Annotated in this window: 24 protein-coding genes, 1 tRNA gene, 1 other RNA gene and 2 pseudogenes; 11 read left to right on the top strand and 17 right to left on the bottom strand. The window is 30.4% G+C overall.

Annotation, left to right across the window (positions count from 1 at the left end; translation table 11 throughout):
- The 10 genes and pseudogenes from AJ884_RS07140 to AJ884_RS07185 form a co-directional block, all read right to left on the bottom strand.
- Positions 1-347, bottom strand: a pseudogene (locus AJ884_RS07140) (flagellin); the annotation flags it as partial.
- Positions 348-430: 83 nt separating this feature from the next.
- The gene (locus tag AJ884_RS07145; RefSeq protein ID WP_070286529.1) at positions 431-2,257 is read right to left on the bottom strand and encodes a motility associated factor glycosyltransferase family protein; all 1,827 of its coding nucleotides are present in this window, start codon (positions 2,255-2,257) and stop codon (positions 431-433) included.
- A 9-nt stretch (positions 2,258-2,266) separates the two neighbouring features.
- Positions 2,267-3,518 (bottom strand): annotated as a pseudogene (locus tag AJ884_RS07150) (DUF2920 family protein).
- Positions 3,518-4,033, bottom strand: a complete 516-nt coding sequence (locus AJ884_RS07155) for a type II secretion system protein (RefSeq protein ID WP_070286530.1) — start codon at positions 4,031-4,033, stop codon at positions 3,518-3,520. The pseudogene AJ884_RS07150 and the gene AJ884_RS07155 overlap by 1 nt, the downstream one beginning before the upstream one ends.
- Positions 4,034-5,041 carry a tRNA (adenosine(37)-N6)-threonylcarbamoyltransferase complex transferase subunit TsaD gene (tsaD, locus tag AJ884_RS07160; RefSeq protein ID WP_070286531.1) on the bottom strand — a complete coding sequence of 336 codons (1,008 nt, stop codon included), beginning with the start codon at positions 5,039-5,041 and terminating at the stop codon, positions 4,034-4,036.
- A complete protein-coding gene (locus tag AJ884_RS07165; protein WP_070286532.1) occupies positions 5,038-6,432 on the bottom strand; it encodes a M99 family carboxypeptidase catalytic domain-containing protein in 1,395 nt (464 codons plus the stop codon). Before AJ884_RS07165 ends, tsaD begins: the two co-directional genes overlap by 4 nt.
- Position 6,433: 1 nt before the next feature.
- Positions 6,434-7,504, bottom strand: a complete 1,071-nt coding sequence (dxr, locus tag AJ884_RS07170; protein ID WP_070286533.1) for a 1-deoxy-D-xylulose-5-phosphate reductoisomerase — start codon at positions 7,502-7,504, stop codon at positions 6,434-6,436.
- On the bottom strand, positions 7,501-8,226 hold the full coding sequence (locus AJ884_RS07175) for a phosphatidate cytidylyltransferase (RefSeq protein WP_070286534.1): 726 nt from the start codon (positions 8,224-8,226) through the stop codon (positions 7,501-7,503). Before AJ884_RS07175 ends, dxr begins: the two co-directional genes overlap by 4 nt.
- Before the next feature lie 8 nt (positions 8,227-8,234).
- Positions 8,235-8,573, bottom strand: a complete 339-nt coding sequence (locus AJ884_RS07180; RefSeq protein ID WP_070286535.1) for a hypothetical protein — start codon at positions 8,571-8,573, stop codon at positions 8,235-8,237.
- 1 nt (position 8,574) lies between these two features.
- Complete coding sequence (locus tag AJ884_RS07185; protein WP_070286536.1) at positions 8,575-9,882, bottom strand: NFACT RNA binding domain-containing protein; 1,308 nt, start codon at positions 9,880-9,882, stop codon at positions 8,575-8,577.
- 61 nt (positions 9,883-9,943) lie between these two features.
- On the opposite strand from AJ884_RS07185, the gene AJ884_RS07190 reads away from it, so the two are divergent.
- From AJ884_RS07190 to AJ884_RS07225, 8 genes are all read left to right on the top strand, one after another.
- Positions 9,944-10,519 (top strand): molybdenum cofactor guanylyltransferase, encoded by a 576-nt coding sequence (locus tag AJ884_RS07190; protein ID WP_002855734.1) that lies wholly within the window; start codon positions 9,944-9,946, stop codon positions 10,517-10,519.
- Positions 10,516-11,505 carry a phospholipase A gene (locus AJ884_RS07195; RefSeq protein ID WP_052776834.1) on the top strand — a complete coding sequence of 330 codons (990 nt, stop codon included), beginning with the start codon at positions 10,516-10,518 and terminating at the stop codon, positions 11,503-11,505. Before AJ884_RS07190 ends, AJ884_RS07195 begins: the two co-directional genes overlap by 4 nt.
- 85 nt (positions 11,506-11,590) lie before the next feature.
- The gene (locus tag AJ884_RS07200) at positions 11,591-12,559 is read left to right on the top strand and encodes an ABC transporter permease (protein ID WP_070277623.1); all 969 of its coding nucleotides are present in this window, start codon (positions 11,591-11,593) and stop codon (positions 12,557-12,559) included.
- Positions 12,552-13,490: an iron chelate uptake ABC transporter family permease subunit gene (locus tag AJ884_RS07205; RefSeq protein ID WP_070286537.1), complete on the top strand. Its 939-nt coding sequence runs from the start codon at positions 12,552-12,554 to the stop codon at positions 13,488-13,490. Before AJ884_RS07200 ends, AJ884_RS07205 begins: the two co-directional genes overlap by 8 nt.
- Entirely contained in the window at positions 13,487-14,242 is a 756-nt protein-coding gene (locus tag AJ884_RS07210; RefSeq protein ID WP_070286538.1) for an ABC transporter ATP-binding protein, read from the top strand. Before AJ884_RS07205 ends, AJ884_RS07210 begins: the two co-directional genes overlap by 4 nt.
- A gap of 12 nt (positions 14,243-14,254) precedes the next feature.
- Positions 14,255-15,256, top strand: a complete 1,002-nt coding sequence (ceuB, locus tag AJ884_RS07215) for an enterochelin ABC transporter substrate-binding protein CeuB (protein ID WP_070286539.1) — start codon at positions 14,255-14,257, stop codon at positions 15,254-15,256.
- Positions 15,257-15,410: 154 nt separating this feature from the next.
- Positions 15,411-15,632 (top strand): hypothetical protein, encoded by a 222-nt coding sequence (locus AJ884_RS07220; RefSeq protein ID WP_070277620.1) that lies wholly within the window; start codon positions 15,411-15,413, stop codon positions 15,630-15,632.
- Positions 15,633-15,914: a type II toxin-antitoxin system RelE/ParE family toxin gene (locus AJ884_RS07225; protein WP_070277619.1), complete on the top strand. Its 282-nt coding sequence runs from the start codon at positions 15,633-15,635 to the stop codon at positions 15,912-15,914. It begins immediately after the preceding gene.
- A 207-nt stretch (positions 15,915-16,121) separates the two neighbouring features.
- Here the strand turns inward: AJ884_RS07225 and AJ884_RS07230 are convergent.
- The 4 genes from AJ884_RS07230 to nrfH form a co-directional block, all read right to left on the bottom strand.
- Positions 16,122-16,211 (bottom strand) — tRNA-Ser (locus tag AJ884_RS07230).
- A gap of 63 nt (positions 16,212-16,274) precedes the next feature.
- Positions 16,275-16,829, bottom strand: a complete 555-nt coding sequence (locus AJ884_RS07235; protein WP_070277618.1) for a hypothetical protein — start codon at positions 16,827-16,829, stop codon at positions 16,275-16,277.
- Positions 16,830-16,964: 135 nt separating this feature from the next.
- Complete coding sequence (locus tag AJ884_RS07240; RefSeq protein WP_044259035.1) at positions 16,965-18,797, bottom strand: ammonia-forming cytochrome c nitrite reductase subunit c552; 1,833 nt, start codon at positions 18,795-18,797, stop codon at positions 16,965-16,967.
- A 14-nt stretch (positions 18,798-18,811) separates the two neighbouring features.
- Positions 18,812-19,327: a cytochrome c nitrite reductase small subunit gene (nrfH, locus tag AJ884_RS07245; RefSeq protein ID WP_010891930.1), complete on the bottom strand. Its 516-nt coding sequence runs from the start codon at positions 19,325-19,327 to the stop codon at positions 18,812-18,814.
- A 187-nt stretch (positions 19,328-19,514) separates the two neighbouring features.
- On the opposite strand from nrfH, the gene AJ884_RS07250 reads away from it, so the two are divergent.
- A complete protein-coding gene (locus AJ884_RS07250; protein WP_070286540.1) occupies positions 19,515-21,599 on the top strand; it encodes an RNA degradosome polyphosphate kinase in 2,085 nt (694 codons plus the stop codon).
- Positions 21,600-21,684: 85 nt separating this feature from the next.
- Here the strand turns inward: AJ884_RS07250 and ssrA are convergent.
- Positions 21,685-22,043: a transfer-messenger RNA gene (ssrA, locus tag AJ884_RS07255) on the bottom strand.
- Positions 22,044-22,454 carry a hypothetical protein gene (locus AJ884_RS07260; RefSeq protein ID WP_002783915.1) on the bottom strand — a complete coding sequence of 137 codons (411 nt, stop codon included), beginning with the start codon at positions 22,452-22,454 and terminating at the stop codon, positions 22,044-22,046.
- A 90-nt stretch (positions 22,455-22,544) separates the two neighbouring features.
- Here AJ884_RS07260 and ruvB point away from each other — a divergent pair, with 90 nt between their 5' ends.
- Positions 22,545-23,552 (top strand): Holliday junction branch migration DNA helicase RuvB, encoded by a 1,008-nt coding sequence (ruvB, locus tag AJ884_RS07265; RefSeq protein ID WP_002862037.1) that lies wholly within the window; start codon positions 22,545-22,547, stop codon positions 23,550-23,552.
- Positions 23,553-23,555: 3 nt separating this feature from the next.
- On the top strand, positions 23,556-24,599 hold the full coding sequence (locus AJ884_RS07270) for an AI-2E family transporter (RefSeq protein ID WP_070286541.1): 1,044 nt from the start codon (positions 23,556-23,558) through the stop codon (positions 24,597-24,599).
- Positions 24,600-24,628: 29 nt separating this feature from the next.
- On the opposite strand, the gene fumC is transcribed toward AJ884_RS07270, so the two are convergent.
- Positions 24,629-26,020: a class II fumarate hydratase gene (gene fumC, locus AJ884_RS07275; RefSeq protein ID WP_070286542.1), complete on the bottom strand. Its 1,392-nt coding sequence runs from the start codon at positions 26,018-26,020 to the stop codon at positions 24,629-24,631.
- Positions 26,021-26,126: the final 106 nt, after the last annotated feature.

Genomic DNA, 26,126 nt, shown 5'->3' on the forward strand with positions numbered 1-26,126 from the left:
ATATCTGCTTGAAGCATGGTTCTTGTTTTTGTACTTTGACCATCTTGAGCTGCTTGAGTAGCTTTAGTCTTGATAGTATCTAAGATTTTAAGTTGCTCATCCATAGCCTTATCAGCAGTTTGTAAGATACCTAAAGCATCATTACCATTTGAGATAGCTTGACCTAAAGTATTGGCTTGAGATCTTAAACTATCTGCTATCGCCATCCCTGAAGCATCATCCGCTGCAGAGTTAATCCTAAGACCTGAACTAAGTCTTGCTAATGAACTATCTAAACTTTTAGCATTTAGATCTGAGTTTGCCTTTGCATTTAATGCTGCGACATTTGTGTTAATACGAAATCCCATTTTAAATCCTTTTAAATAAATTCAAGCTCATCCATGAACTTGTTAAATGCTATATCGTTACTTTTTTTTAAAAATTTATACTTTTATAGAAATAATTTTTCTAAACTTTGTTTTCTAATATTTAATTTTTCTATAAATAAAAGTAGCCAATCTTTATAAGCTTTAATTACTAAAAATAAATATTTCTCTTCCTCTTTTATTTTTTGCAAAATAATTTCACTAAGCTTAAATCCTCTATAAAATAAAACCCCCTTTAATATTCCATCATATAAAGTAGAATTAGAATCTATAAAAGAATTAAATTTTTCTATACTTTTTAAAACATTTAATAAAAATTCTAAAGGCAAATTTTCACTTGATATAACTTTTTCTAAGACATGACACAAAGCTTCAGCATCTTCTAAAGTTTGATCAAATATTTTTAAATCTTGACTAAAAATTTCTAGAATTTTTTTAAACAATTTATCGCTTCTATTTAAAGTAAGACTTTTTGGGATAGATAAGATTTTTTTCTTGCAACTTGCAAATTTTAAACAACACTCTTTAAAACTTAACTCTTTTGTAAAAGCAATTCTAACTCCTCCTTCTGTTGCATTATAATAATTTATTAAAGAATTACATGCAAATAAAAATTCCAACTTTTTTTTATAATCATTCCATCCAACATGAGTAACGACATCACCTTTTCCGCCATAAGCTACAACTTTCATGCTTGGAAGTTTCAAACCAACATCAACAGTACTTCCTAAGGCAAAATTCTTAAAATGTGAATCACCTTCTTCATTATAAGCTAAATCTTGACCTATGATAATAATATTTTTAAATCCTAATGCTAAAGCTAAAGTATAACACATATGTCCTACATGTGTCCCAAGTTCTAGATAGCCAAAGTTCAAAATATTCAAATTTTTATAAGGAAGATCTTCATTTAAAACTATAGATAATGATAATTTTTTATCTTTTAATAACTCTACGACATTTGGATGGGTGCTTTGAGCTAAAATAAATAAGGTTGATTTTAACTTATCTTTTTCAATATCTTTAAAAAATTCCAATGGATACTCTTCTAAATCTAAATTTAATACATAATCAGGAATAATATCATTTTTATAAAGCAAAGGAAAAGCTCCATCTGCACAAAAAATTACAAAATTTTCTTGATATTTTTTTAAAAGTGGAATTTGCTTTTCAAGACTAGGTCCAGCACATACAACTATACAGCTTTCAAATTGGTTTTTTCTCTCCTGTATGATTTTTTGGAATGGAATATTTTTTAACATTATAGGAATATTTTGTATAAAATTATCATAGCAAGTCAAGGCTATCATAGAGCTTGGATCTAAATTTCTAATGACAAGATTAATATTATCATAAATTATATCATTAATTTTAGCTATTTTATCTATAAAAATATTTTTATAATAGGAATTCATAAATATTTCATAAAGACTCAGATATCCAAACATATCTTTTTGATCAAAAAGTATTCTAAGTTGTATGTCTACTCTTTCTTCTTCAATATCCACCAGATAAATTTTTCCACTACAAAGCTCTTCACTCAAATCCAGCATACTTAAAGCTAAAATAAAAAGTTCTATCTCACTTTCAAATACAAAAAGATGTTTATAATGTTTAGCTAAATTTTTAATAAGCAAGGCATTGCCTATACCATAAATACATACAAAAGGATATCTAAGAGTTTTTTCCAAAATACTTTGATAGAAAAAATTTATCTCCTGTTCCAAATTTTCATACATAAAAACATTATGAGTTTTATCATAGATATTTAAATTTTCATCTATATTAAAACGAGAACAAGTTTTATTTTGTATAAAATTTAAAAGTTTATTTCCTAAAGGTTCATTTACCCCGCTTAATAAAGCTTGTATGTTTTTTTCTAGTATAGTCATACTTTTCCTTTAAATTTTATCTATTTTTAATGATATTTTATTATCTTTCTCGCTAAATCGATATAACAAATCCTCACAAGGATAAGAAATGCATTTTTCTTTATAGTCTTTTTTTGGATTTTGTTTTATTTTTTCTAGTATTAAAGGAAGTTCTTTAGAAATCAAAGTTTTTATAGACATTCCCATGCCATGTTCTAGATTTTTAATAAATTTACCATCAATTTGATTTGGATTTTTTATCATATAAAGTTCTGCATCAAACCCAAATTGTTTTAAATATTTATAGAGTTCTAGTTTTTCATCAGGTGGGGCTATTTCTTTATCATAAAAAGAATGATAACTAATATAACATGGTTTTGGGTAATTAGCTTGAATTTCAAGATGCATTGGTTCTAAGATATATCTTATCATTCTTCTTGACACTGAAAAAAAATTATTTGAGCTTGAATTACTTGTCCAAAAAGTTTTGCTAGAACAACAAACTCTAATATTTTGATAAAAATCAAAAGTATCAAACTCTGAATATTCCATAAAATCAACTTCTTTACCAAACCCAACAAGCCTCCAAAGAAATTTAGCATAACTTGAGTTATCTATCACTCCATCTATCAACCAAGGAGCAATTTTAGCGGCTAAATGCGCTAAATATCCCCCATGAGAACTACCTATCATGATAACTGGTATACCCCCCCCCCATAGTATCAAAAGGAGCATATTTTTTAAGATAAAGTGCAACATTTAAAAGATCTTGAGTCTGCATAATGCCAAAATTTTGATACTCATTTTTTGTAGGTTGCAAACTCACATGCAAATTTAAAAAATAATTTGGTGCAAAATCACCTTTTTGCTTGCCTTTGGTTATTTGATTATTTACAAAATGAAAAATTTCACTCATTTGTTTATAGTCTTGAATTTTATCAACATCATAAGGAAGCTTTATGTCTATAGCTTCGCAACTTGCTTTTAAAATAAGCTTGTCTATATCATCTAAATAAAAAGTAGAGCCTGTTTGAGGACGATTACCAATACAATGATAATTCACACTTGCTACAGCCACATTAAATTCGTCTGCTACAAATTCAGCTAAGTGTTCACGGTAATTTTCATCCGCATCTCCACCAAGCCCAGGGATAATAAACACTAAAGCTTTTACTTCTTTTTCATCATCAAAACAAAGCTTAAATTCAAGCTTTGATTCTCTTTTTATACCAAGTTCTGCATCATCACAAGAGTCAATCTCATAAGTTTTACTCACTATCATTACATTCCCCCTATTAAAAGATAAGTTTTGCTCGCTAGGTTTTTAAAATTTTCATTCTTACTTAAAATCACGCAAGCTTTATTGCTTGAAGAGCTTGTAAAGTCTATATTTTCTAAATCTTCATGAGTCTGATTGGCTGCGTTGATGATAGCATTTTTGCTTGCTTCATTGCTTGAAATTCCCATGAGTATAAAATCAGCCTTATTTATAAAAACAAGTTTTAAGCATTCTTTATCATTGCCTACGCCAAAATTTACTTCTTTTGTGCCGTTAAAATTGCCAAGATCAACATTTTCAACCCCGATTACATTACTCATCGTTTTTATAGAGCTTAAATGATCATTTTTTAAAGTATAAATGCTTATATCATTGATCAAAGTTTTAAGGTTGTTTAAAGACTTGCTAACTTCAGCTTCATCCTTGCTTGAACTCATTTTTGGTAAAGCAATAGCGGCTAAAATTCCTAAGATAACAATTACAAAAACAAGTTCTAATATAGTAAAAGCTTTTCTCATCTATATCCTTGAAAAATTTTTATTTTTAGGGCTTAAAATATCTTCTTCTATACTTACAAATTCCTTTTTTTTATAAGCATCAACTGCAGCTCTTGCTATCATCAAAGCATTATCGGAGCAGAATTTTAAAGGAGCTAGTTTTAAATTTGCATTATATTTTTGACATAAATTTTGCAAACGCGAACGCAAGTGAAGGTTTGCACTAGCTCCGCCTACAACGCCAAAATTTTTAAACTTATAAAGATTAAAAATTTTTTCTAATTTATCCATGATATGATCACAAGCTGTATTTTCAAAGGCATAAGCTATTTCAGCTTTTATCTCATCGCTTAAATTTTCATGCTTTAAAATTTCTAAACGCACTGCATTTTTAAGTCCTGAAAAACTATAAGCGAGTTCTTTAGAATGCTTTAAAGGTATGTTAAAAGAGATATTTTTAAGTTTGGCATTTTTTGCTAAATTTTCTATGATGACCCCACCAGGATAACCTAAATTCATCATTTTGGCCACTTTATCAAAACTTTCTCCAAAGCTATCATCATTTGTGCTTGCTAAAAGCTCTAAGTTTGCATCATCTTTAAGATAAAGCACCATAGTATGCCCACCACTAACAAGCAAAATTCCCATATCTAAAGAAATTTTTTCTTCTAAAAAAAGACTATAAATATGACCTTTAAGATGATTTATAGGGATTAAGGGTAAATTTAGAGCACTTGCTAAGGTTTTTGCCATAGAAATTCCACTGAGCAAAGAAACGCTAAGCCCAGGTTCATTTGTCACAGCTATGGCGCAAAGATTTTTAAAATACTCTTTGCATTGCTTAAGTATCTTTGGTAAAGCTTCGCTATGAAGTCTTGCAGCAAGTTCAGGTACCACTCCCCCATAGATACTATGATCTAATTCTTGGGAAATTTTTTTATGAAATTTACACTCTAAGGTATTTTTATCAATGATAGCTATAGAACTATCATCGCAAGAACTTTCTATAGCTAGGATAAGATTTTTCATTCAAATTCCACTAAAATAGAACCTAAGAATTTATCTTTTGATCTTGCCATTTTAAGAGTGTTTAAGTCCAAATTTTTAGCATTTTTGATCAACTTGCTATTGGTATTTGCCTCTAAAAGTTGTTGCAAATTCACCCCTCTTAACTCATAAAATTCCACTCTATAAATTTTACCTGCCATATCCAAAGAGTATTGTGTTTGCATATTTTTTTTATGAACTAAAATATCACTTTCATCTTTTCCATGATCAAAGCCTATGATATTTACGCGCACATTAGCTATCTTTGGAATAAGAAAATTCTCTTTTACTTTTACCTTGGTTCCAAAAGGAACGGTGGTTTCATTGCCATCAACTTGAAAAGTTACTTCATTAAAAGCATCGCTAAATTCTAAATACTCAGGATATAATCTTGTTTGAAAACGATTGCCATACTGGATATAAAAAGAATTTCCTTCTGCGATAACAGCAGTAAGTTCATTGCTTGTATTATAATTTAACTCTTTATTTACCGGAAAAGGCACATAGTTGATAACCTTTCTTGGATTTTTTAAAGAAAGTAAAATTCTATCATCAAAAAGTTTCACTTCAAGCTCTTTATTTATGGCTTTATCAACCCCTTGTGGGGTAAGTTCAAAATCTCTGCTAAATTCAATTCCAGCGGTTTTTAGATAATTTTCAATTGCCAAAAGATGATAATAAGCTCTTAAATTTACAGGCAGATTTTTACTCGCTTCATTTGCAAAAGCAGCTTTGTAATTTGAAATCACAAAATAAGTTAAAGCTTTAAGCATTTCCGTATCACCAAGCTCTTGGGTTTTGGTGTTTTTAAGATGATAAGCATGCTTTGGATCAGCAAGTGAAGAATTGACACTATTTACGGTTTGAGTAGCGATATTTTCAAGATCAGGGTATTTGCTTGCATTGATTTCGCTTGTGTCAATCACACTTGAATTTCCCCAACGCTTAGGATTTTGCATCGCATCAATATAAGTAGGTTTATAAAAACCCCAACCATCGTGAAGATTGATCACCATACTAACTTCAGGAAGTAAAATAAGCTCTTTAATGCGTTGAACTCTCTTATAATCAGGATCTTTTGAGCTAATGTTTGCAAATTTACGGTTTAAATCCCCATTATTCCCACGCGAACGCTTGATAATGCTATCAAAAGCTAAATTTGGAGCCACTATAATCTTACCCTTAGTGATATTATAATCACTCAAAAGCAAACTTGCCGCATGAAATCCACCAGGCTCATCGCCTTGAATTCCACCAAAAATTAAAACCGTATTATTATCATCTAGGCTTTTTCCATTTTCTCCTACGCTAAAGTCTAGCTCTAAAGCAAAAATACTTGTTATAAGAAATAAAATTGTTAAAAAAAATTTCATTTTAACTCCTTAAATACTCTCTTGTTTTAAAATCATACTCAAAAACTTCTTCTATGCTTGAAATTTTAGGCACTCCAAAGTGATTAAGAGCTTTAAAAATGTATTTAGCAATGTCTAAAAATCCACTTTTATTTTCTAAAAAATTATAAACACCAACTTCATTAGCAGCATTGATGATAACACCTAAATTTGGCTCTTTTAAAAATGCATTTTTAAGCTTAAAAATAGGATATTTTTTTGTGCTAATTTTATGAAATTTTAAAGCAGGCATTTTGCTAAAATCAACAGCCTCTAAAATAGGCATATCTTGTTTTTCAAATATAGCATCTGAAATAGCTAATTTCATATCTGCTTTTGAAAAATACGCCGTGCTAGCTCCATTTTTAAATTCACACATTGCATGCACTAAAGATCTTGGTTCTATTAAAGCATCAATTTCTTTAAAATCATATAAATGATAAGCCTCTATAATCTCAAAAAGCTTATTTGCCATAGTCGCACTATCTACAGTGATCTTTGCCCCCATGTTCCAATTAGGATGTTTTAAAGCATCTTTGACACTGACTTGATTTAAATCTTTGATTTTATACCTATAAAAAGCTCCACCACTTGCTGTGATATAAAGTTTTGCTATATTTTTTTTGTCTTCGAGTAAAAATTTTAAAGCCGCATGCTCACTATCAACGGGTAAAAATTTAGCCCCTTTTAAAAAACTCCCAGCCACAACAAGACTTTCTTTGTTAGCTAAGGCTATGTTTTTGCCAAGTTCTTTAGCCTTTAAAGTGCTTTTAAGTCCTGCAAAACCTACAATAGCATTGAGTAAAAGCTTGTCTTGGCATTCTGTTAAAATTTGCTCTAAACCTTCTTGTCCTATAAAAACTCTATCGTGTTTAACTAAATACTTATTTTTTGAATCTTTTATGGCAACAAATTTGGGCTTAAATCTTGCGATTTGCTCATTTAAAAGAGCGATGTTATCCCCACAAGCTAAAGCAGAAATGGGAATGTTTTTTAAAGCAGCAAGTTTAAGAGCATTTACTCCTATACTACCCGTACTTCCAAAAAGTATCATAAAAGAGCAACCATCACAAAAGCAGTAATGATCACTGCATCGATTCTATCGAGCACACCCCCATGACCAGGGATAAGATCTCCACTATCTTTTACACCTGCTTCTCTTTTAAAATAACTCTCAAGCAAATCTCCAATTACTGCAAAAATCGCTACAAAAAACGAACAAAGTAAAGAAAGCCAAAAACTATAGACAAAAACTCCCAAAATAGTTCCAATAATACTCGCACAAATCAAGCCGCCTATAACACCTTCTAAGGTTTTGTTTGGACTTGTTGGAGAAAAAGGAGTTTTACCTATAAGTTTTCCGATAAAATACGCCCCACTATCACAAGCTGTAACGATAATGATAAGCCAAAAAAGCGCAAACATACCCTGATCTAAATACACTTGCCAAAGTGCTAAAATAGGCAAACTAGGATAAATATAAATAAGAGCTGGTTTTAAGGAAGCCTTTTTATAAACCAAATATCCAACGACCAATAACAAAGCTAAAATCCCAAAAAGTAAAGCTTTATGCGATAAACTTCCCAAAATAAAAGCTATAGCCAAAGGGATAATAGAAATATTTTCTAAAGCAAAAAGTTTTTTTGCTTCACTAAAAGATAAATACAATAAAACCGCAAAAACGATAAAATTGATAAAAAATTGATCAATCAACGCGATAATAATAATAGCCCCTATCATCACAAAAGCTGAAATAATTCTAGTTGTATTAAACATATTTTTCCTTATATACTAATATCTAAGCGATGAATGCTTTGTGCGTCTTTAAAATTTGGATCTTTAGACTCATCTTCTTCATTTTTCTCATCATCGCTAGTTTTAGCTTCTTGATTGTGTTTTTTCTTTTTTTCTTCTTGTTCGGCTTTTTCTTTGATCTCTTCTTTGATTTCATGAGTCTTATTGACTTTTTCAAGCTTGTTTAAAGTTTTTTCTTTTTCATTAAATTCAGCCATATTTAGCGTAGCTGCAAAACCTTCTTTTGCAAGCTCATTGCTTGCTTGTGTAGCTGGATAAGCCATATTTTGATTTATATAATTGACATTTCCTAATGGGCTAACTGGCATTTTAATCCTTCATGATATTAATACTTTTAAAATTTGTATAATTTACAAACGCCTTTTGCTGAACCTTAACAAAATTTTTTAAGGTATAATCGACCCAATACGAACCTTTCTTTAACTTAGAAAAACTTACACAAAGCCTTGCGGCAAATTCTATCACATCAAGGCTGATTTTTTGCTTGTTTGATACAATCAAAGTATGTGCACTAGGAATATCCCTTACATGAAACCACAAATCATCTTTTTTAGCATTTTTAAGTAAAAATTCATTGCCTTTTTCATTTTTACCCACGCAAATTTTAAACTCATTATAATAAAAATTTGCCACAAGATCTTCTTGTTTATGATCTTGATTTTTTTTGCTATTTTTTTTAGGTAGTAAAATTTCAAGCTCTATCTCACTCTTAGCTTGAAGCAATAATTCTTTTAAACTCAAGGTAAAATCTAACTTTTCTTTTAAATTTTGCCTTTGTATGTTTAAATTTTTAGCTTTTTGTTCTAATTTTTTGGCATTTTTATAGTATAAATTAGCACTTTGCTTAGGACTAAATTCAAGCTTAAATTCAAACTCTTTGCCTTCAAAGTCATCAAGCTTAAATTCCCTTTCATAATCTTTTAAAACACTCAAATTTGCAAACAATACATCAGCCCTTTTTCTGTATTCTAAAGCTTTTAAGAGTAAAGAATTTTCTTCATCTAAATTAGAAAAAAGTTCTTGTAAATTTTGTATTTTTTTATCCACTTGTGCAAGTTTTAAATTTTTTATTTGTTTGATTTTACTCTCATAAATGCTTGTAAATTTGCGAGAAAAATAATCTTTAAAATCTTTAATTTCCTCAAAACTTTCATCCATTTTATAAGGCTTTAAAGGCTCTAAAATCACATTAGATTTTACTACACGATAACTTTTATCAATGTGCCTTAAAGCCTCTATGATTAAATCTTTTTCATCTGTAAGAATAACATTGGTATTTTTACCCGTAAATTCAAAATAAATCTTGCTCTCATAGCTTTTATAAGCCTTATTAGCTTTTACACTAAAACATAAAATACGATTGCCTTCAAGGACTTTAACTTCCTTTATAAAAGCATTGCTAAAATACTTTTTAAGCATAAAATCAAAAGGTGCATTATAATTTTTTGCATTAAATTTAGCTGTATAAATCGCACTCATTGCACGAGTGAGATCAAAAATAAATCTTTCTCTGTCAAAGCTTAATTCCAAAATATTGTCATTGATACGCTTGATAAAATCGATTTTTTTAAACTGAGAAAAAAAAGTTTGCAATTGTAAAAGTTCTGTGTATTTCATAAAAGAAATTATAAAATATTTTAGCGAATTTGTGGTAGAATTAAACTAAAAAAGGAAATTTGTGCAGCTTAATGAGCTAAATTGTGTGATTTTATGTGGTGGTAAATCTAGTCGTATGGGACAAGATAAAAGCAAATTGATTCTTAAAAATCAAAATTTAACTCAATTTCAAGTAAATAAATTTTCTAAAATTTTTAAAAATGTCTATGTGAGCGCAAAAGAAGACAAATTTGAAAACCATTTTAGCTTGATAAAAGATTCTTTAGAATTTGAAGTTTACTCTCCTATGCTTGCGCTTTACTCTATACTTTCAAATTTTAAAAATGAATTTGTTTTTGTTTTAAGTGTAGATAGTCCTAAAGTAGGTGAAAATGAGCTTTTAAAAATGCTTCCTTTTTTAGAGCAAAACTATAAAATAATCATAGCCAAAACTCCTTTACATAAACATCCCTTGTGCGGCTTTTATCACAGCTCTTTAGCTCAAACTTGTAAAAATTTCTTAGAAAAAAATGAACAAAAAATAGGACTTTTATTTTCTGAGATTAAAACCAAATTTGTGGAATTTGAAGATGAAGATGCTTTTTTAAATCTTAATTTTTATGAAGAATATGAAAAATTTAAAAGTGAGTTAAAATGAGAAAAATTGCTTTATTTTTAAGCTTATGTGTTTTTATATGGGCTAGTGATTTACAACAAGCTTTAGAGTATGAAAAACAAGGCGATTATAAAAAAGCTATGGAAATTTACAAAAAACTCGCTTTAAAAAATTCATCTGTTTTAATCCCTCAAGAACAAAATAAAACTAAACAAACTACTCAAAATGAAAAATCTATTATTGCAGCCAAAGAAGAAAGACAAGATTTTGCTCGTCTTGCCTTGGCAAATTATCTTGAAGAAGATGAATACTTTAACCCTCTTGGCATTAGTGCTTATAAAATGAATTATTTTCTACCTTTGGCTTATAGTTTTAACTCTCTAGAAGAAAATCACAATAAAAGTGAAGCTAAATTTCAACTTAGCATTAAAAAAAGACTTTTTGAAAATTTGCTAGGATTGGATGAAAAATATTATATAGCCTATACTCAAACTTCTTGGTGGCAAATTTATGAGCATTCTTCTCCTTTTAGAGAAACCAACTATCAGCCAGAATTTTTTATAGATTTTCCTTTGTATCTTAAAGATTATGAATTTTTTAACAACCTACGCGTAGGCATATTGCATGAAAGCAATGGCAAGGGAGATGAGAATTTGCAATCTCGCTCATGGAATAGAATTTATGTATCTACAGCTATTTTATATAATAAATTTTTATTTGTTCCACGCCTTTGGTATAGGATTCCTGAAAGCAAAAAAGATGATGATAATCCTGCCATCTTACATTATATGGGAAATTTTGATGTAAATTTAGCGTATTTGGGTGATGATTATTTTATCAATCTTATGCTAAGAAACAATCTTAAATTCCGCAATAACAAAGGTGCTATACAGGTTGATCTAGGATATGATATTTTTAACAATGGAATTTATTGGTATTTACAATACTTTAATGGCTATGGAGAAAGCCTTATAGACTATAACAAACACTTGCAAAGACTTTCCACTGGATTTTTGATTTCTTACTAAAATATCCTTTGTAGTTTTATCATTTCTTAAAACAAATTTCATTACAATTTCATTTTTGATAATTATTATTACTATAAGGAAAGATTTGTTTTTTAAGCATATATTGAGTTTAAAAGTGCTTATAGCTTTACTTTTATTCTTTGGAATGATAAGTTTATTTATAGGAGTTATCAGTATCAATGTAAAAGATATTCTTAATCTTAACTCCACTCAATTAGAAATCATAACTCTCACAAGAATTCCTAGACTTATAGCGATTTTACTCACAGGAATGAGTCTTAGTATATGCGGGCTTATCATGCAACAACTCACGCAAAATAAATTCGTTTCTCCAACTACAGCAGGAACTATGGATTGTGCTAAATTTGGCATACTTATTTCTTTAATATTTTTTGCTGGAGCATCTTTTTTCACTCAAGCTGTCATTGCTTCTGTATTTGCACTTTTGGGTTCTTTTATATTTATCCAAATTTTAAGAAAAATCAAACTCAAAGATGTGATTTTTATACCTTTAATAGGCTTGATGTTTGGAGGCATTATTAGTGCTATAACCACTTTTTTTGCCTATGCTTTAAATTATATACAAAATATCCAAGGCTGGTTACAAGGCAGTATGGCAAATGTTATGCAGGGAAATTATGAATTGCTCTACATTTCTTTACCACTTTTTATACTTGCTTATTTTTTAGCTCATAAAATCACCATAGTTGGCATGGGCGAAGATATAGCTTTAAATCTTGGAATCTCTTATAATGGTATATTATTTTTAGGCTTGATGATTGTAAGCATTATCACTAGTTTAGTGATTGTAAGCGTTGGGATTATCCCTTTTTTAGGGCTAATTATCCCAAATTTAGTAGCTCTTTATCTAGGTGATAACCTTAGAAAAAATCTTATCTATATAGCACTTTGTGGAGCTTTGTTTTTACTTATTTGCGATATCATTTCAAGACTTGTCATCTTTCCTTTTGAAATGCCTTTAAGTATCACTACAGGTGTTTTAGGATCTTTAATCTTTATCTTTCTTTTGTTAAAAAGGAAAGTTTATGCGTAAAAAAATGCTGATTTTAAGCTTTTTAACACTTAACATGATAGGGATTTTTATACTTGTGGGTTTAAATGGCTTTGATGAGTACGCCTTAAAAAGTCGTTTTTTACAAATTGCAGCTATTATCATAGTAGCTATTTGTATCGCTGTTTCAACAGTGATTTTTCAAACTTTATGCAATAACAAAATTCTAACCCCTGCTATCATAGGATTAGATTCTTTATATATGTTACTTCAAAGTGCTCTTATCTTTTCTTTTGGTGTAGCTAATTTAAGTGTTTATAAAAATGACATCAATTTTTCAATCACTCTAGTTTGTATGATGGTTTTTTCACTAGGACTTTATAAAATTTTATTTAGTAGCGATAGAAGCATTTATCTTATCATGCTTTTAGGCTTAGTTTTTGGAACACTTTTTAGCACTTTAAGCTCTTTTTTTGAAGTATTAATCGACCCTGATGAATTCATGGTAATACAAGGAAGAATGTTTGCTAGCTTTGATAATATTGCTTTTGATGTTTTAATTCTTGCTTATATCATTAGCTTTTTAAGTTTTATATGGATTTTTCGCTATATGAAATTTTTAGATCCTTTAAATTTAGGCAAAGATTTAGCGATAAATTTAGGGATAAATTATCAAAAAATTTCAAAACAATTGATGATTATCATAGCTATTTTAACTTCTATTAGCACCGCACTTGTAGGTCCTATAACCTTTTTAGGGCTTTTGGTGGTAAATATCACTTATGAGCTATTTAAAACTGCAAAGCATAGTATTTTGCTAAGTGCTTGTATACTCATTAGCATTTTAGCTTTGCTTGGAGGGGTATTTTTTGTCTCTAGAGTTTTTGATTATAATGCCACTATAAGCGTGGTTATTAATTTCTTAGGTGGGATATATTTTATCTATCTTGTATTAAAGGGTAATAAATTATGATTAAACTAAAAAATATCACCAAATTTTATGACAATAAAGCCATTATTTCAGATCTTAGCCTTGATTTTCATAAAGGAAAAATCACTTCTATAATTGGAGCCAACGGTGCTGGAAAATCCACTCTTTTAGCCCTAGCAAGTCGTTTGATAAAACCTAGTAGCGGAGAAATTTATATCGATGGAATGAATTTAAAAGACCATAAAGAGCAAATCTTAGCACAAAAAATTTCCATTCTCAAACAACAAAACAATATCAATTTAAGATTAAAAGTTGAAGAATTAGTTGCTTTTGGGCGTTTTCCGCATTCTCAAGGAAGACTTAATGCAAACGATAAAATCAAAATCAATGAAGCTTTAGAATATATGGGGCTTAGTAACTTAAGAAATGAATTTTTAGATACATTAAGCGGCGGACAAAAACAAAGAGCTTTTATAGCCATGATCATCGCTCAAGATACTGAATTTATAATGTTTGATGAACCTTTAAACAATCTTGATATGAAACATAGCGTACAAATCATGCAACTAATGAAAAATTTAGTCAAAGACTTTAACAAAAGTATAGCTGTTGTATTGCATGATATTAATTTTGCTTCGATTTATTCTGATGAAATCATAGCCTTAAAAGATGGGAAGCTTTTAAAACAAGGTTCAAAAGATGAAATCATCAATCAAGAAAATTTAAAACAAATTTATGATATGGATATACCTGTAAGTCAAATTGATGCTAAGAAAATTTGTATTTATTTTTAAAAAGGAGAAAATATGAAAAAATCTTTAGTTTTTGCATTTTTTGCATTTTTTGCATTTTTTTTAAGTCTAATCTTAACAGCTTGTAATTCAAACTCAAATGAAAACAATGCAAGCTCTACAACAAAAACCAACACTGCTACGGTGAAAGTTTTGCCTATTAGCATGAGTGATGAGGGTGATAGTTTTTTAGTAAAGGATAGTCTAGGAGAAAATAAAATCCCTAAAAATCCTTCTAAGGTAGTGATCTTAGATCTTGGAATTTTAGATACTTTTGATGCTTTAAAATTAAACGATAAAGTCGCGGGCGTTCCTGCTAAAAATTTACCAAAATACCTACAACAATTTAAAAACAAACCTAGTGTAGGTGGAGTGCAACAAGTTGATTTTGAAGCCATTAATGCTTTAAAACCTGATCTTATCATCATTTCTAGACGCCAAAGTAAATTTTATGATAAATTAAAAGAAATAGCTCCAACTTTATTTGTAGGTCTTGATAATGCAAATTTTTTAAGCTCTTTTGAAAACAATGTCTTAAGCATTGCAAAACTTTATGGTTTAGAAAAAGAAGCTTTAGAAAAAATTTCAGATATTAAAAATGAAATTGAAAAAGCCAAAAGCATAGTTAATGAAGATAAAAAAGCTCTTATCATTCTTACAAATTCTAACAAAATTTCAGCCTTTGGTCCTCAATCTCGCTTTGGGATTATTCACGATGTTTTAGGGATTAACGCGGTAGATGAGAATATAAAAGTAGGCACACACGGCAAAAGTATCAATTCTGAATTTATATTAGAAAAAAATCCTGATTATATTTTTGTTGTTGATAGAAATATCATTGTAGGCAACAAAGAACGCGCTCAAGGCATACTCGATAATGCGCTTGTTGCTAAAACCAAAGCAGCACAAAACAAAAAAATCATCTATCTTGATCCAGAATACTGGTATTTAGCAAGTGGAAATGGACTAGAGTCTTTAAAAACTATGATTTTAGAAATCAAAAATGCTGTAAAATAATACAACCTCGCAAGGGCTAGTCTCTTGCTTTGATGCTTAATAAAATACTTGGAATTTTCAAGAAAGTTTTAGTGGCGGACAGAGAGGGATTTGAACCCTTTTTATAAATAAAAATATTTTTATGTTATAATAAATTTTTAAAAAGGAGTGAAAAATGAACTTAGAATTTTCAAAAGAAACACAGCATTTTTTAACTAATTATTGTAAAGATAACAATTTAAGTGAAAAAGAAGTTTTAGAACTTGCTTTAAGTTATTTAGAGCATAAAATAAGAATTGATGGTTATAAAAAGGATATAGAACTTTACGAGCAAGGTAAATTAAAGACTTTAGATTTTGATGAAACTTTTAATGATATTAGAAAAGATTTAGAATAAATGAAAATTGTTCCAACTCCTAGATTTAAAAATGAGCTTAGGCATATTGTTAATTTTATAAAATTAGATAGTTCTTTTCATGCTAAAGAATTTCTTAATGATATTAATTCAATTTGTAAAAATCTTTCTTTTATGCCTTATAAAAATAGAAAATCTTTGTCTTTTGATAATGAAAATATAAGAGATTTGATTTTTAAAGGTTATATTATCCCTTATCTTATCGATAAAAGTAAAAATGAAATTGTAATTTTAGGCATATATAAAAGTAATCTTTGGGATTGATTTTATATTTTATTTTTTTAGAATTCTTGCTTCCATATAAGTAATACAATATTTTTTTCTTTTTCATCTAATTTCTTAAATAATTCCAAAATATCTTATCTTCTAATGGATTATTTTCCAATTTTAGAATAATGTTGATTTATTTATAGTTCTAGATTATTCTTTTTTCAAATATATAAATACTTGGAATTTTCAAGAAAGTTTTAGTGGCGGACAGAGAGGGATTTGAACCCTCGAGACCCGTTAAGATCTGCACCCTTAGCAGGGGTGTGGTTTCAGCCGCTCACCCATCTGTCCAATAAAGTAAAGTGTAATTATACAAAAAAATAAATAATACCTAGCTTAAAAAGCTAGGAAAAATCAAAGGCTAAGATAAGCCAAAAGCAAAGTTACAACAACCCCTACTCCAAGAACTGCAAATTGTTTACTTCTATCTTTTTTATTTGCAAACAAAGTAATCATAAGCCCTGAAATATAAAGCATAAATAAAGTAATACCAAAACCTACACTAAGCACAGAAAAATACCAAGCACCCTTATCTTTATGAAGCATAATCATATCTCCAAGCAAAGATCTTGTTTTTAGAGTAATGCTGTATTCATTAGTAGAATTTTGAGTTATATTAGCACTATAATGAGTTCCACCTATTGTTATACCTTTATCTTTACTTTTAATTATATTTGTATTAGATGGCACTTTTAAACCATTTGTTTTTAAGTACTCTATTAAAGCTTCTCTTTCTTTACCACTTTCTATAACTTTTGACAATTGATACTGCTCAACTTTCAAACCCACATCTTGATTAATACCAAAAATATACGCTATACCCGTTAAAGCAAAAAGCAAAGCACAAGGCAAAAAGAACAAACTAAGATAGATATGAACCTGTCTAAACAATTTATTTTTATTGATCATTTTAACTCCTTTTTGATTATCAAAATTTGTGATATTTTGACAAAACAAAGTGAAGCAAAAGTGAACTTTAAATAAAAAGTTTGTATTTTTTAAAACAAAGAAAAGAAAAAGCCCTATGATTATAGGGCTTAAGAATTATTTTTTATCAATCACTTGATAATTATAAGGAGCAAGCTCTTTATCATGCTCTAAAAGTTCTTTTGGAGGATTACCATTAACATCTTTTTCATCTGCATAGTAACGCTCTCCAGCTTTATGACCATTAACATCTACTTTATAATAAAGCTCTCCTGGATTAAATTTTTGAATATCTTCAAAACCTAAATTTGAAGTTTTAAAATCTTTAATTCCATTTGCCGCTGCAATTTCTACAAGTTTAGTTTGTCCCATTCTTGCCATATCAACAGCTTGCAATAACATTCTTGAAGCTTCACGAGGATTATGGAAACCAGTTGAGTTTTCAGCATTAACAAAATCTGCTCTCATTTGGGCTTTACGATGAAGTTCTAAAACTTCTTTTAACTCTTCGCTAATTTTTTTCGCATCAGCTTTTCCATCGCTTTGGAATTTTTCCATATTACCTAGTTCATCGCGTAGTTTTTTAGTATCCATAATCAAACTAACAATTGCATACTCTGCAGTTCTTTGATCATGTGCAACGCTGTTTTGTATGTCAAGCACTTGAGCTTTTAAATAATCTTCACTTTGTTTATGACAAGACTTACAAGCAGAGTTAATATCTCTTAAAGGAGAAGTGATATTGTGTTGAGTAACCTTTTTAGCTCCTTCTCTAACATAAGGCATATGACAATCCACGCAACTTACTCCATTTGCAGCATGCACACCGCCACTATAAAGTTCACTTTCTGGATGTTGAATTTTAATAATTTGTGCTCCTGTTAATTTATGAGTAAAATCAGCTCCAAATACTCCACGAACTTTATCATAATAATCATCTAGCATTTCAATTCTAAATGGTTGCCCTTTTTTCCACTCACTCCAAGGAAAAGTTAAAACTATACCATCGGTTTCAATCTCTTTAGCTTTATTTCCATCTCTCCAAAACTCATACTCATCATAATTTTTCTGAGTTCCATTCCACCATTTTTTAGAACTATCATCTACAATAGTTTCACCCATTACTTTTACTTTTTCCCCTGTTGGTTTAAAATAGTATTCAACATGGCATTGAGAGCAAACTAAAGTTCTCATTTCTTCTCTCGTAGCTTTTACGCCTTGTACTGGATCTTTTTCATATCCCCTAGAAACTAAAGCATTAATAGCTGCTGGACGAGTAAGTCTTAAACTCATATCATTTGGATTGTGACAATCTGCACAAGTTACACCCATTCTTTTACCACCATGTGGGCCTGCATGTTCAGGTGAATTTTCCACTATACCATCAACGGCTGGGATATTTTTAATCATGGTCCAATAATTTGTAGAGTTAAAAGCAGTAAAATCCCCTTTAGCAACATTTTTTATAAGCCATGGAGTCCATCCACTATGACAATTCATACAAGCTGCGGGTTGGCCTTTAAAAGCAGCAAGTCCATGGGCGTTAAGAAAATCTTTGTTGTTTCTTGCTGTTTTCATTTGATCTACTTGAACCCAAAAATGCCCTCTTTCTTCATTGAAATCAAGGCTAAAAGGATATCCTGCCCAAAGTATGGTTAATTGAGGAAAGCGAATCAATTTTGAATAAGCTAAATTACCACCAAACTCAGTAGCCTTAGGCTCTTCTTTTTCAACCGTTAAATACATTTTTAGTTGCTCTGGGAAAACCTTACCCCATTTTTCAAAATTTGGATCATCATCGCTAAGCAAAGAAAAATCAGCATTTGCTGCAATAGCATTTTTATTTGCTTCATCTTCTTTTTTTTGATTGATATCATTATTTAGCCATAAAACTCCCGCTATAAGTAAAACCAAAACAACAATACCCAAGCGTAAAATATTTTTTTTCATTCATCTTCTCCTTATTAAATTCCGTGTTTATGTCCAACATCTTTATGACAAGAAGCACAATTTAATGACTTGTCTGCATGTGGATTTGTTGTAGCATTGATAGCTGTTTGAGCAAAATCTGCATGACAGCGTATGCAGTTTTCTTGCACCATTTTTCTGCTTTTTTCAGTCGCACTCAAATTTGTAGGCAACTCATCAAGTTTAAAAGTAAAAGCATAAGCATGCCCTAAACCACTTTGAGCTTTAGCTATCCATTTAGCTACAAAATTATGTGGCAAATGGCAATCCACGCAAGTTGCCCTAGGTTCGCCTTTGACTTTTTGAGAGTGCGGCCCTGCCATGTATTCGTTATAAACTTCATTCATAATATGGCAGTTATTACAAGATTCGCTTGCATTGCTTAAATAAGATGTGCCCTTAGCGTTATAAAAAGTATAAAACCCAACCGCAAAGAAAACAAAAAGCAAAACAAGAAAAATAGTAAAAAGATTCGAAGTTTTCTTCAAAATTTTCCTCCTTAAAATTATCATTTCTTAAAATCTTCAATAGAACAATAATGTCACAGAATTTCCCAGAAATAAATTTTGTAATTTTAACATAGATGAATTTAATATAATTTTAAAGATATATTTACTCTTAATTAACCTAAAAAATTTGAAACTTTTATTCAATAATTTTAAAATAAATGATAAAATATAACAAAAAAAGGAAAAATTAATGCAAATAAGTCCTGATATGTTTATCAATCGCGAACTTTCTTGGCTTCGCTTTAATTCTCGTGTTTTAGACCAATGTTCTAAAAATTTACCCTTATTAGAAAAATTAAAATTTATAGCTATATATTGCACTAATTTAGATGAATTTTATATGATACGCGTTGCAGGCTTAAAACAACTTTTTTCAGCTGGAGTTAATGCAAGCAGTAGCGATGAAATGACCCCTTTACAACAATTAAAAGCCATACGCAAATATTTACACCAAGAAAAAGAGCTTTTGGAGCGTTATTTTAATGAAATCACAAGTGAATTAGAAAAAGAAAATCTTTTCATAAAGCATTATGAGAATTTAGATGAAAATTTAAAACAAAAATGTGATGAGTATTTTTTCTCTAATATTTTTCCTGTTATTGTTCCAATAGCTGTTGATGCGACTCACCCTTTTCCGCATTTAAACAACTTATCTTTTTCACTAGCGGTTAAAATTTGTGATAAAGCACATCCTGAACTTGTAAAATTTGGAATGATTAGAATTCCAAGAGTTTTACCTCGTTTTTATGAAGTAAGTGCAAATATTTATGTTCCTATAGAAAGTATAGTCCATCAACACGCAGAAGAAATTTTTCCAGGCTATAAACTCTTAGCTTCAGCAGCATTTAGAGTGACTAGAAATGCAGATATAGTAATAGAAGAGGAAGAAGCTGATGATTTTATGATGATTTTAGAGCAAGGCTTGAAGCTTCGCAGAAAAGGAGCTTTTGTAAGATTGCAAATTCAAAAAGATGCAGATGAGCAAATCGTAGAATTTCTTAATACTCACATGAAAATTTTTCATAAAGATGTTTATGAATATTCTATTTTACTCAATCTCCCTAGCCTTTGGCAAATCGCAGGAAATAAAACCTTTACACATCTTTTAAGCCCACTTTACACGCCTAAAACTTTACCACCTTTTGATGAGAATTTATCTATTTTTGATGCTGTAGAAAAAGAAGATATACTCATCATACAACCTTTTGAAAGTTTTGATCCAGTTTATAAATTTATCAAAGAAGCAAGCAAAGATCCTGAAGTAATTTCCATAAGAATGACACTTTATAGAGTTGAAAAAAATTCCAATATAGTTCAAGCTTTAATTGATGCTGCAAGCGATGGAAAACAAGTAACTGTGATGGTAGAATTAAAAGCACGTTTTGATGAAGAAAATAATCTTCATTGGGCGAAAGCTTTAGAAAATGCCGGAGCTCATGTTATTTATGGCATTACAGGTTTTAAAGTCCACGCTAAGGTTTCTCAAGTCATACGCAAACAAGGGGATAAGCTTAAATTTTATATGCATTTAAGCACAGGAAATTACAATGCAAGCAGTGCTAAAATCTATACTGATGTGAGTTATTTTACAAGCAAAGTAGAATTTGCAAGAGATACGACAAAATTTTTTCATATCTTATCAGGCTTTAGTAAAAACCGTCGTCTTCAAACTCTTTCAATGAGTCCAAATCAAATCAAAGAAAAAGTTTTAGAAATGATACGCATTGAAACAAGCAAGAAAAATGAAGGTGTGATTGTAGCTAAAATGAACTCTCTTGTAGATAGTGATATCATACAAGCTCTTTATGAAGCAAGTATGGAAGGAGTGCAAATCGATCTTATCATACGCGGAATTTGTTGCTTAAAACCTGATGAAGAATACAGCAAAAACATACGCGTTAGAAGCATCATAGGAAAATACTTAGAACATGCTAGAGTATTTTATTTTAAACATAGTGAGCCAAATTATTTTATATCGAGTGCAGATTGGATGCCAAGAAATTTAGAGCGTCGCTTAGAACTTATGACTCCTATATATGATGAAAGAAGCAAAGCTAAATTAGCTCAATTTTTACGCTTACAGCTTAGCGATAATGTTTTAGCTTATGAGCTTAAAAACAATGGAGAATATGAAAAAATTCCTTCTTCTGAAAAAACCATAGATTCTCAACAAACCTTAGAAGAATATGTAAGTAAAATTTATAAAACACTTAAAAAAGATACAGATCAAAGTCGTGCAACGCACTTAGCTTCCAAACTTTTCAAAGAAAACTAAAAGTTTTTAGGGTTTTATACCTTAAAAACTTTAAACTATGAATTTTTATTAATCTTCAAATTTCAATAAATATTAATTTTAAAACTGGTGGAAGCGAGGGGAATCGAACCCCTGTCCAAAAATAATCCCACAAAGATCTCTACATGCTTAGCAAAGATGACTACTTCACCCTACTTCGCTCATCTTCCAAAACTCAAAAGCAAGGCTAAGACTTTATTTCACCTCAACGCTTGTCAAACGCAAGGCTACACTATCAAAAATGACCGAAAATTAAGCTAGATAGTATGACTTAAATTTCAGGCTCAACTGAACTTACGCAGCTTTAGCGTAAGCAGGAGCGAATTTAACGTTGTTTGCGTTTAATTTTATTTGGGCTTTTTACGCTTTGCCCAAAGCGACATGCCATCTAAGCAGACTTACTCCTGTCGAAGCCAAGTCGCTCCCTTATTTAGAAATAATATTTGGAACATTAACAATTAAAGGATTAAAAACCGCTAAAACAGAATCATCATTTTCATATGAACGACAATATTTTTCAAACTGATCGCTCATCAAAAGCATCCAATCCGTAAATTCATCACTAGCAGGTCCGTTAAAGCGATTTGCTTGCGCCATCATCTCTTCACAAAATACACAAAAATCAGTCACTTCTTCAAGATTTAAACGTCTTGCTGCCCAAGCGGTATTGTGTGCTAAAGTTTCAAGCTCTTTTATAGCTTCTTTATAACGCACACTATCGCTTCCAAGCTTGATGATTAAAGGTTCAAACCTATCACACATGGTTCTAAAAAATTGTAAAAATTTTTCTATATCGTCAATTTCATAATCTAATTCTAATTTTGTTAAAATTCCCATTTTTAAACCATAATCATTAAAGTTTAATATAAATTCTAGCAAATTTTAGCTAAAATCTTATTTTAATTTTTCCAAAATATAAGCAAAGATATGGATAGAATAGTAGAAATAGAAAAATACTCCTTTGATGAAACTTACGAAACTTCGTTGCGTCCTTCAAATTTTGATGGTTATATAGGTCAAGAAAGCATTAAAAAAAATTTAAATGTCTTTATAGCTGCAGCTAAAAAACGTAATGAATGTTTAGATCATATACTTTTTAGTGGTCCTGCAGGACTTGGAAAAACAACACTAGCTAATATCATCTCCTATGAAATGGGTGCAAATATCAAAACAACCGCCGCTCCTATGATAGAAAAAAGCGGGGATTTAGCCGCTATTTTAACCAATCTTAGCGAAGGAGATATACTTTTTATCGATGAAATTCATCGTTTAAGCCCTGCTATCGAAGAAGTACTTTACCCTGCAATGGAGGATTATCGCCTTGATATTATCATAGGTAGTGGTCCAGCTGCTCAAACCATAAAAATCGATTTACCAAAATTTACTCTTATAGGGGCTACAACGCGTGCAGGTATGCTTAGCAATCCTTTGCGCGATCGTTTTGGTATGCAATTTAGATTAGAATTTTACAAAGACAGCGAACTTGCCCTAATCTTGCAAAAAGCAGCTTTAAAACTTAATAAAACTTGCGAAGAAAAAGCCGCACTTGAGATCGCTAAAAGAAGTCGTTCAACCCCTAGAATAGCTCTAAGGCTTTTAAAAAGGGTAAGAGATTTTGCCGATGTTAATGATGAAGAAATTATCACAGAAAAAAGAGCTAATGAGGCCTTAAATTCTTTAGGAGTGAATGAGCTTGGTTTTGATGCGATGGATTTAAGATATCTTGAACTTTTAACCGCTGCTAAGCAAAAACCTATCGGGCTTGCAAGTATTGCTGCGGCTTTAAGCGAAGATGAAAATACCATAGAAGATGTAATTGAGCCTTATTTGCTTGCTAATGGCTATATAGAACGCACTGCAAAAGGGCGTATAGCTAGCACAAAAAGCTATAGTGCTTTAAAATTAAACTATGAAAAAACTTTATTTGAGGAGTAAATTTTGCAAAATGGAAAAATCTTTCTTATAAGCTTTATTTTAGTTATTTTATTTCTTTTGCTTTATCTTTTTAAAGGTTTTTTACTTGTGATTATCATAGCTAGTTTAATGGCGGTAGCTACCTCAAACATCAATGCGAAATTTTTAAATCTTACTAAAGGACATAAATTTTTAGCTTCCATTCTTACAACAGCTTGCATGGTTTTGCTTTTCTTTGCACCTTTTGTTTATGCTATGATAGAACTTGCCAAAGCTTTAAAGAATTTTGATATCAATTTAGTCACACAAACACTTGATTATGTCAAAAACTATCAATTTACCTTGCCTGAAAGCTTTAATTTTTTAGAACCTAAAATCAAAGAATTTTTAGCTTCTATAGATTTAAATAGCATTTCTAAACAAATTCTAAGCTATGCTTCAAGTTTTACAAAATCAGGAGCTAAATTTCTTATAGATATGGTTTTAATTTGTGTGTTTTATTTCTTTGCAAATCTATATGGAACAGAACTTGTTATCTATCTTAAATCCATCATTCCTATTGATAAAAAAGAACTCGATGATGTTTTAAGCGAAGTGGGTAATGTTATGGCTGTTGTGCTTTACTCTATGGTAATTGTAGCAATATTTCAAGGTGCACTTTTTGGTTTAATCACAATGTTTTATGGTTATGATGGAATTTTAATGGGAGTAATTTTTGCTGTAAGTTCTCTCATACCTGCTATAGGAGGAGCTTTAATTTATGTGCCTGTAAGTCTTTATGAATTTGCCTCAAACAATCTTAACTCAGCTCTTGCTATTTTTATTTATTCTGTAATTGTAATTTCTTTTATAGCAGATACTTTAATCAAACCTTTAATCATCAAATGGATCAACAAAAAACTTGTAAAAACCCCTACCAAAATCAACGAACTTTTAATTTTCTTGGCCATGATAGCAGGAATTTCAACCTTTGGTTTTTGGGGTATTATACTAGGTCCTGCGATTTTAACTTTTTTTGTATCAACTTTAAGAATGTATGTGATTTTAAAAGATAAGAATTTAATTTAACTTGCCTTAAAAAAGGCAAGTTTTATGTTCTAGGCTTTTGGGCCTATCATTTTAGTAGGATCAACAAATTTATTGAAATCTTCTTCGCTAACCAAACCAAGCTCCATTGCGCTTTCTTTTAAAGAAATACCTTTTTTATGAGCATTTTTGGCTACTTTAGCAGCGTTTTCATAACCTATGTGTGGATTTAGAGCGGTAACTAGCATTAAAGAATTATGAAGATTATGATCGATTTTTGCACGATTTGGTTCTATGCCTACAGCACAATGGATATTGAATGAATGCATAGAATCAGCCAACAAATCAAGACTTTGCAAGAAATTATAAATAATCACAGGCTTAAACACATTAAGTTCAAAATTTCCTTGACTTGCTGCAAATCCAATAGCTGCATCATTTCCCATCACTTGTACAGCAACCATAGTAACAGCTTCGCACTGGGTAGGATTTACCTTACCTGGCATAATCGAACTTCCTGGTTCATTTTCAGGAATGATAAGCTCACCAAGACCACATCTTGGACCCGAAGCTAACCATCTTATATCATTTGCAATTTTCATTAAATTTGCAGCCAAACCTTTCATAGCTCCATGAGTAAAATTGATCGCATCATGACTTGTTAAAGCATGAAATTTATTTGGACTTGAAACAAATTTCGTACCTATAAGTTGAGTTAGTTCTTCACTTACTTTTTGGCTTAATTCTGGATGCGCATTAAGCCCTGTTCCTACTGCGGTTCCTCCTATAGCAAGTTCTCTTAAAGTTGGTAAAGAAGCGATGATTTGCTCTTTTGAATGCAAAAGCATAGAAAGATATCCACTAAATTCTTGTGCTAGAGTAAGTGGCGTAGCATCTTGTAAATGCGTGCGTCCTATCTTGATAATACCATCAAATTCTTTTACTTTTTTTTCAAAAGTTGCAATAAGCTCATCAAGCGCAGGGATGAGCTTTTTCTCTACTTGCTCAACCGCAACAATACTCATAGCAGTTGGAAAAGTATCATTTGAACTTTGACTCATATTAACATGATCATTTGGATGTACAAGCTTTTCTTTTCGAAAATCTCCGCCCATGATTTCAGTGGCACGATTTGCAATAACTTCATTCATATTCATATTGCTTTGCGTACCTGAACCTGTTTGCCAAATCGCAAGTGGAAAATTATCATCAAATTTACCTGCGATAATCTCATCACAAGCTTGAACTATAGCATTTTTTTTAGCATCATCAAGTTTGCCAAGTTTGTTATTGACTAAAGCTAAAGATTTTTTAAGATTTGTAAAAGCATAGATTAAAACCTTTGGCATTTTCTCACAACCGATTTTGAAATTTTCAAAACTTCTTTCAGTTTGCGCTCCCCAATATTTGTCATTTGGGACCTTAACTTCACCCATGGTATCATGTTCAACTCTGTATTCCATAGTGTTTCCTTTCTAGAAATATTGTTAGAATTATTTAAGCAAAAATAAGCATAAAATTAGCTTATAATTTAAAATTTATTTATAATTTTTGAAGTATTTGAAAGTT

It is taken from the genome of Campylobacter sp. BCW_6463, from assembly GCF_001762785.1.
Classification (GTDB): Bacteria; Campylobacterota; Campylobacteria; order Campylobacterales; family Campylobacteraceae; genus Campylobacter_D; species Campylobacter_D jejuni.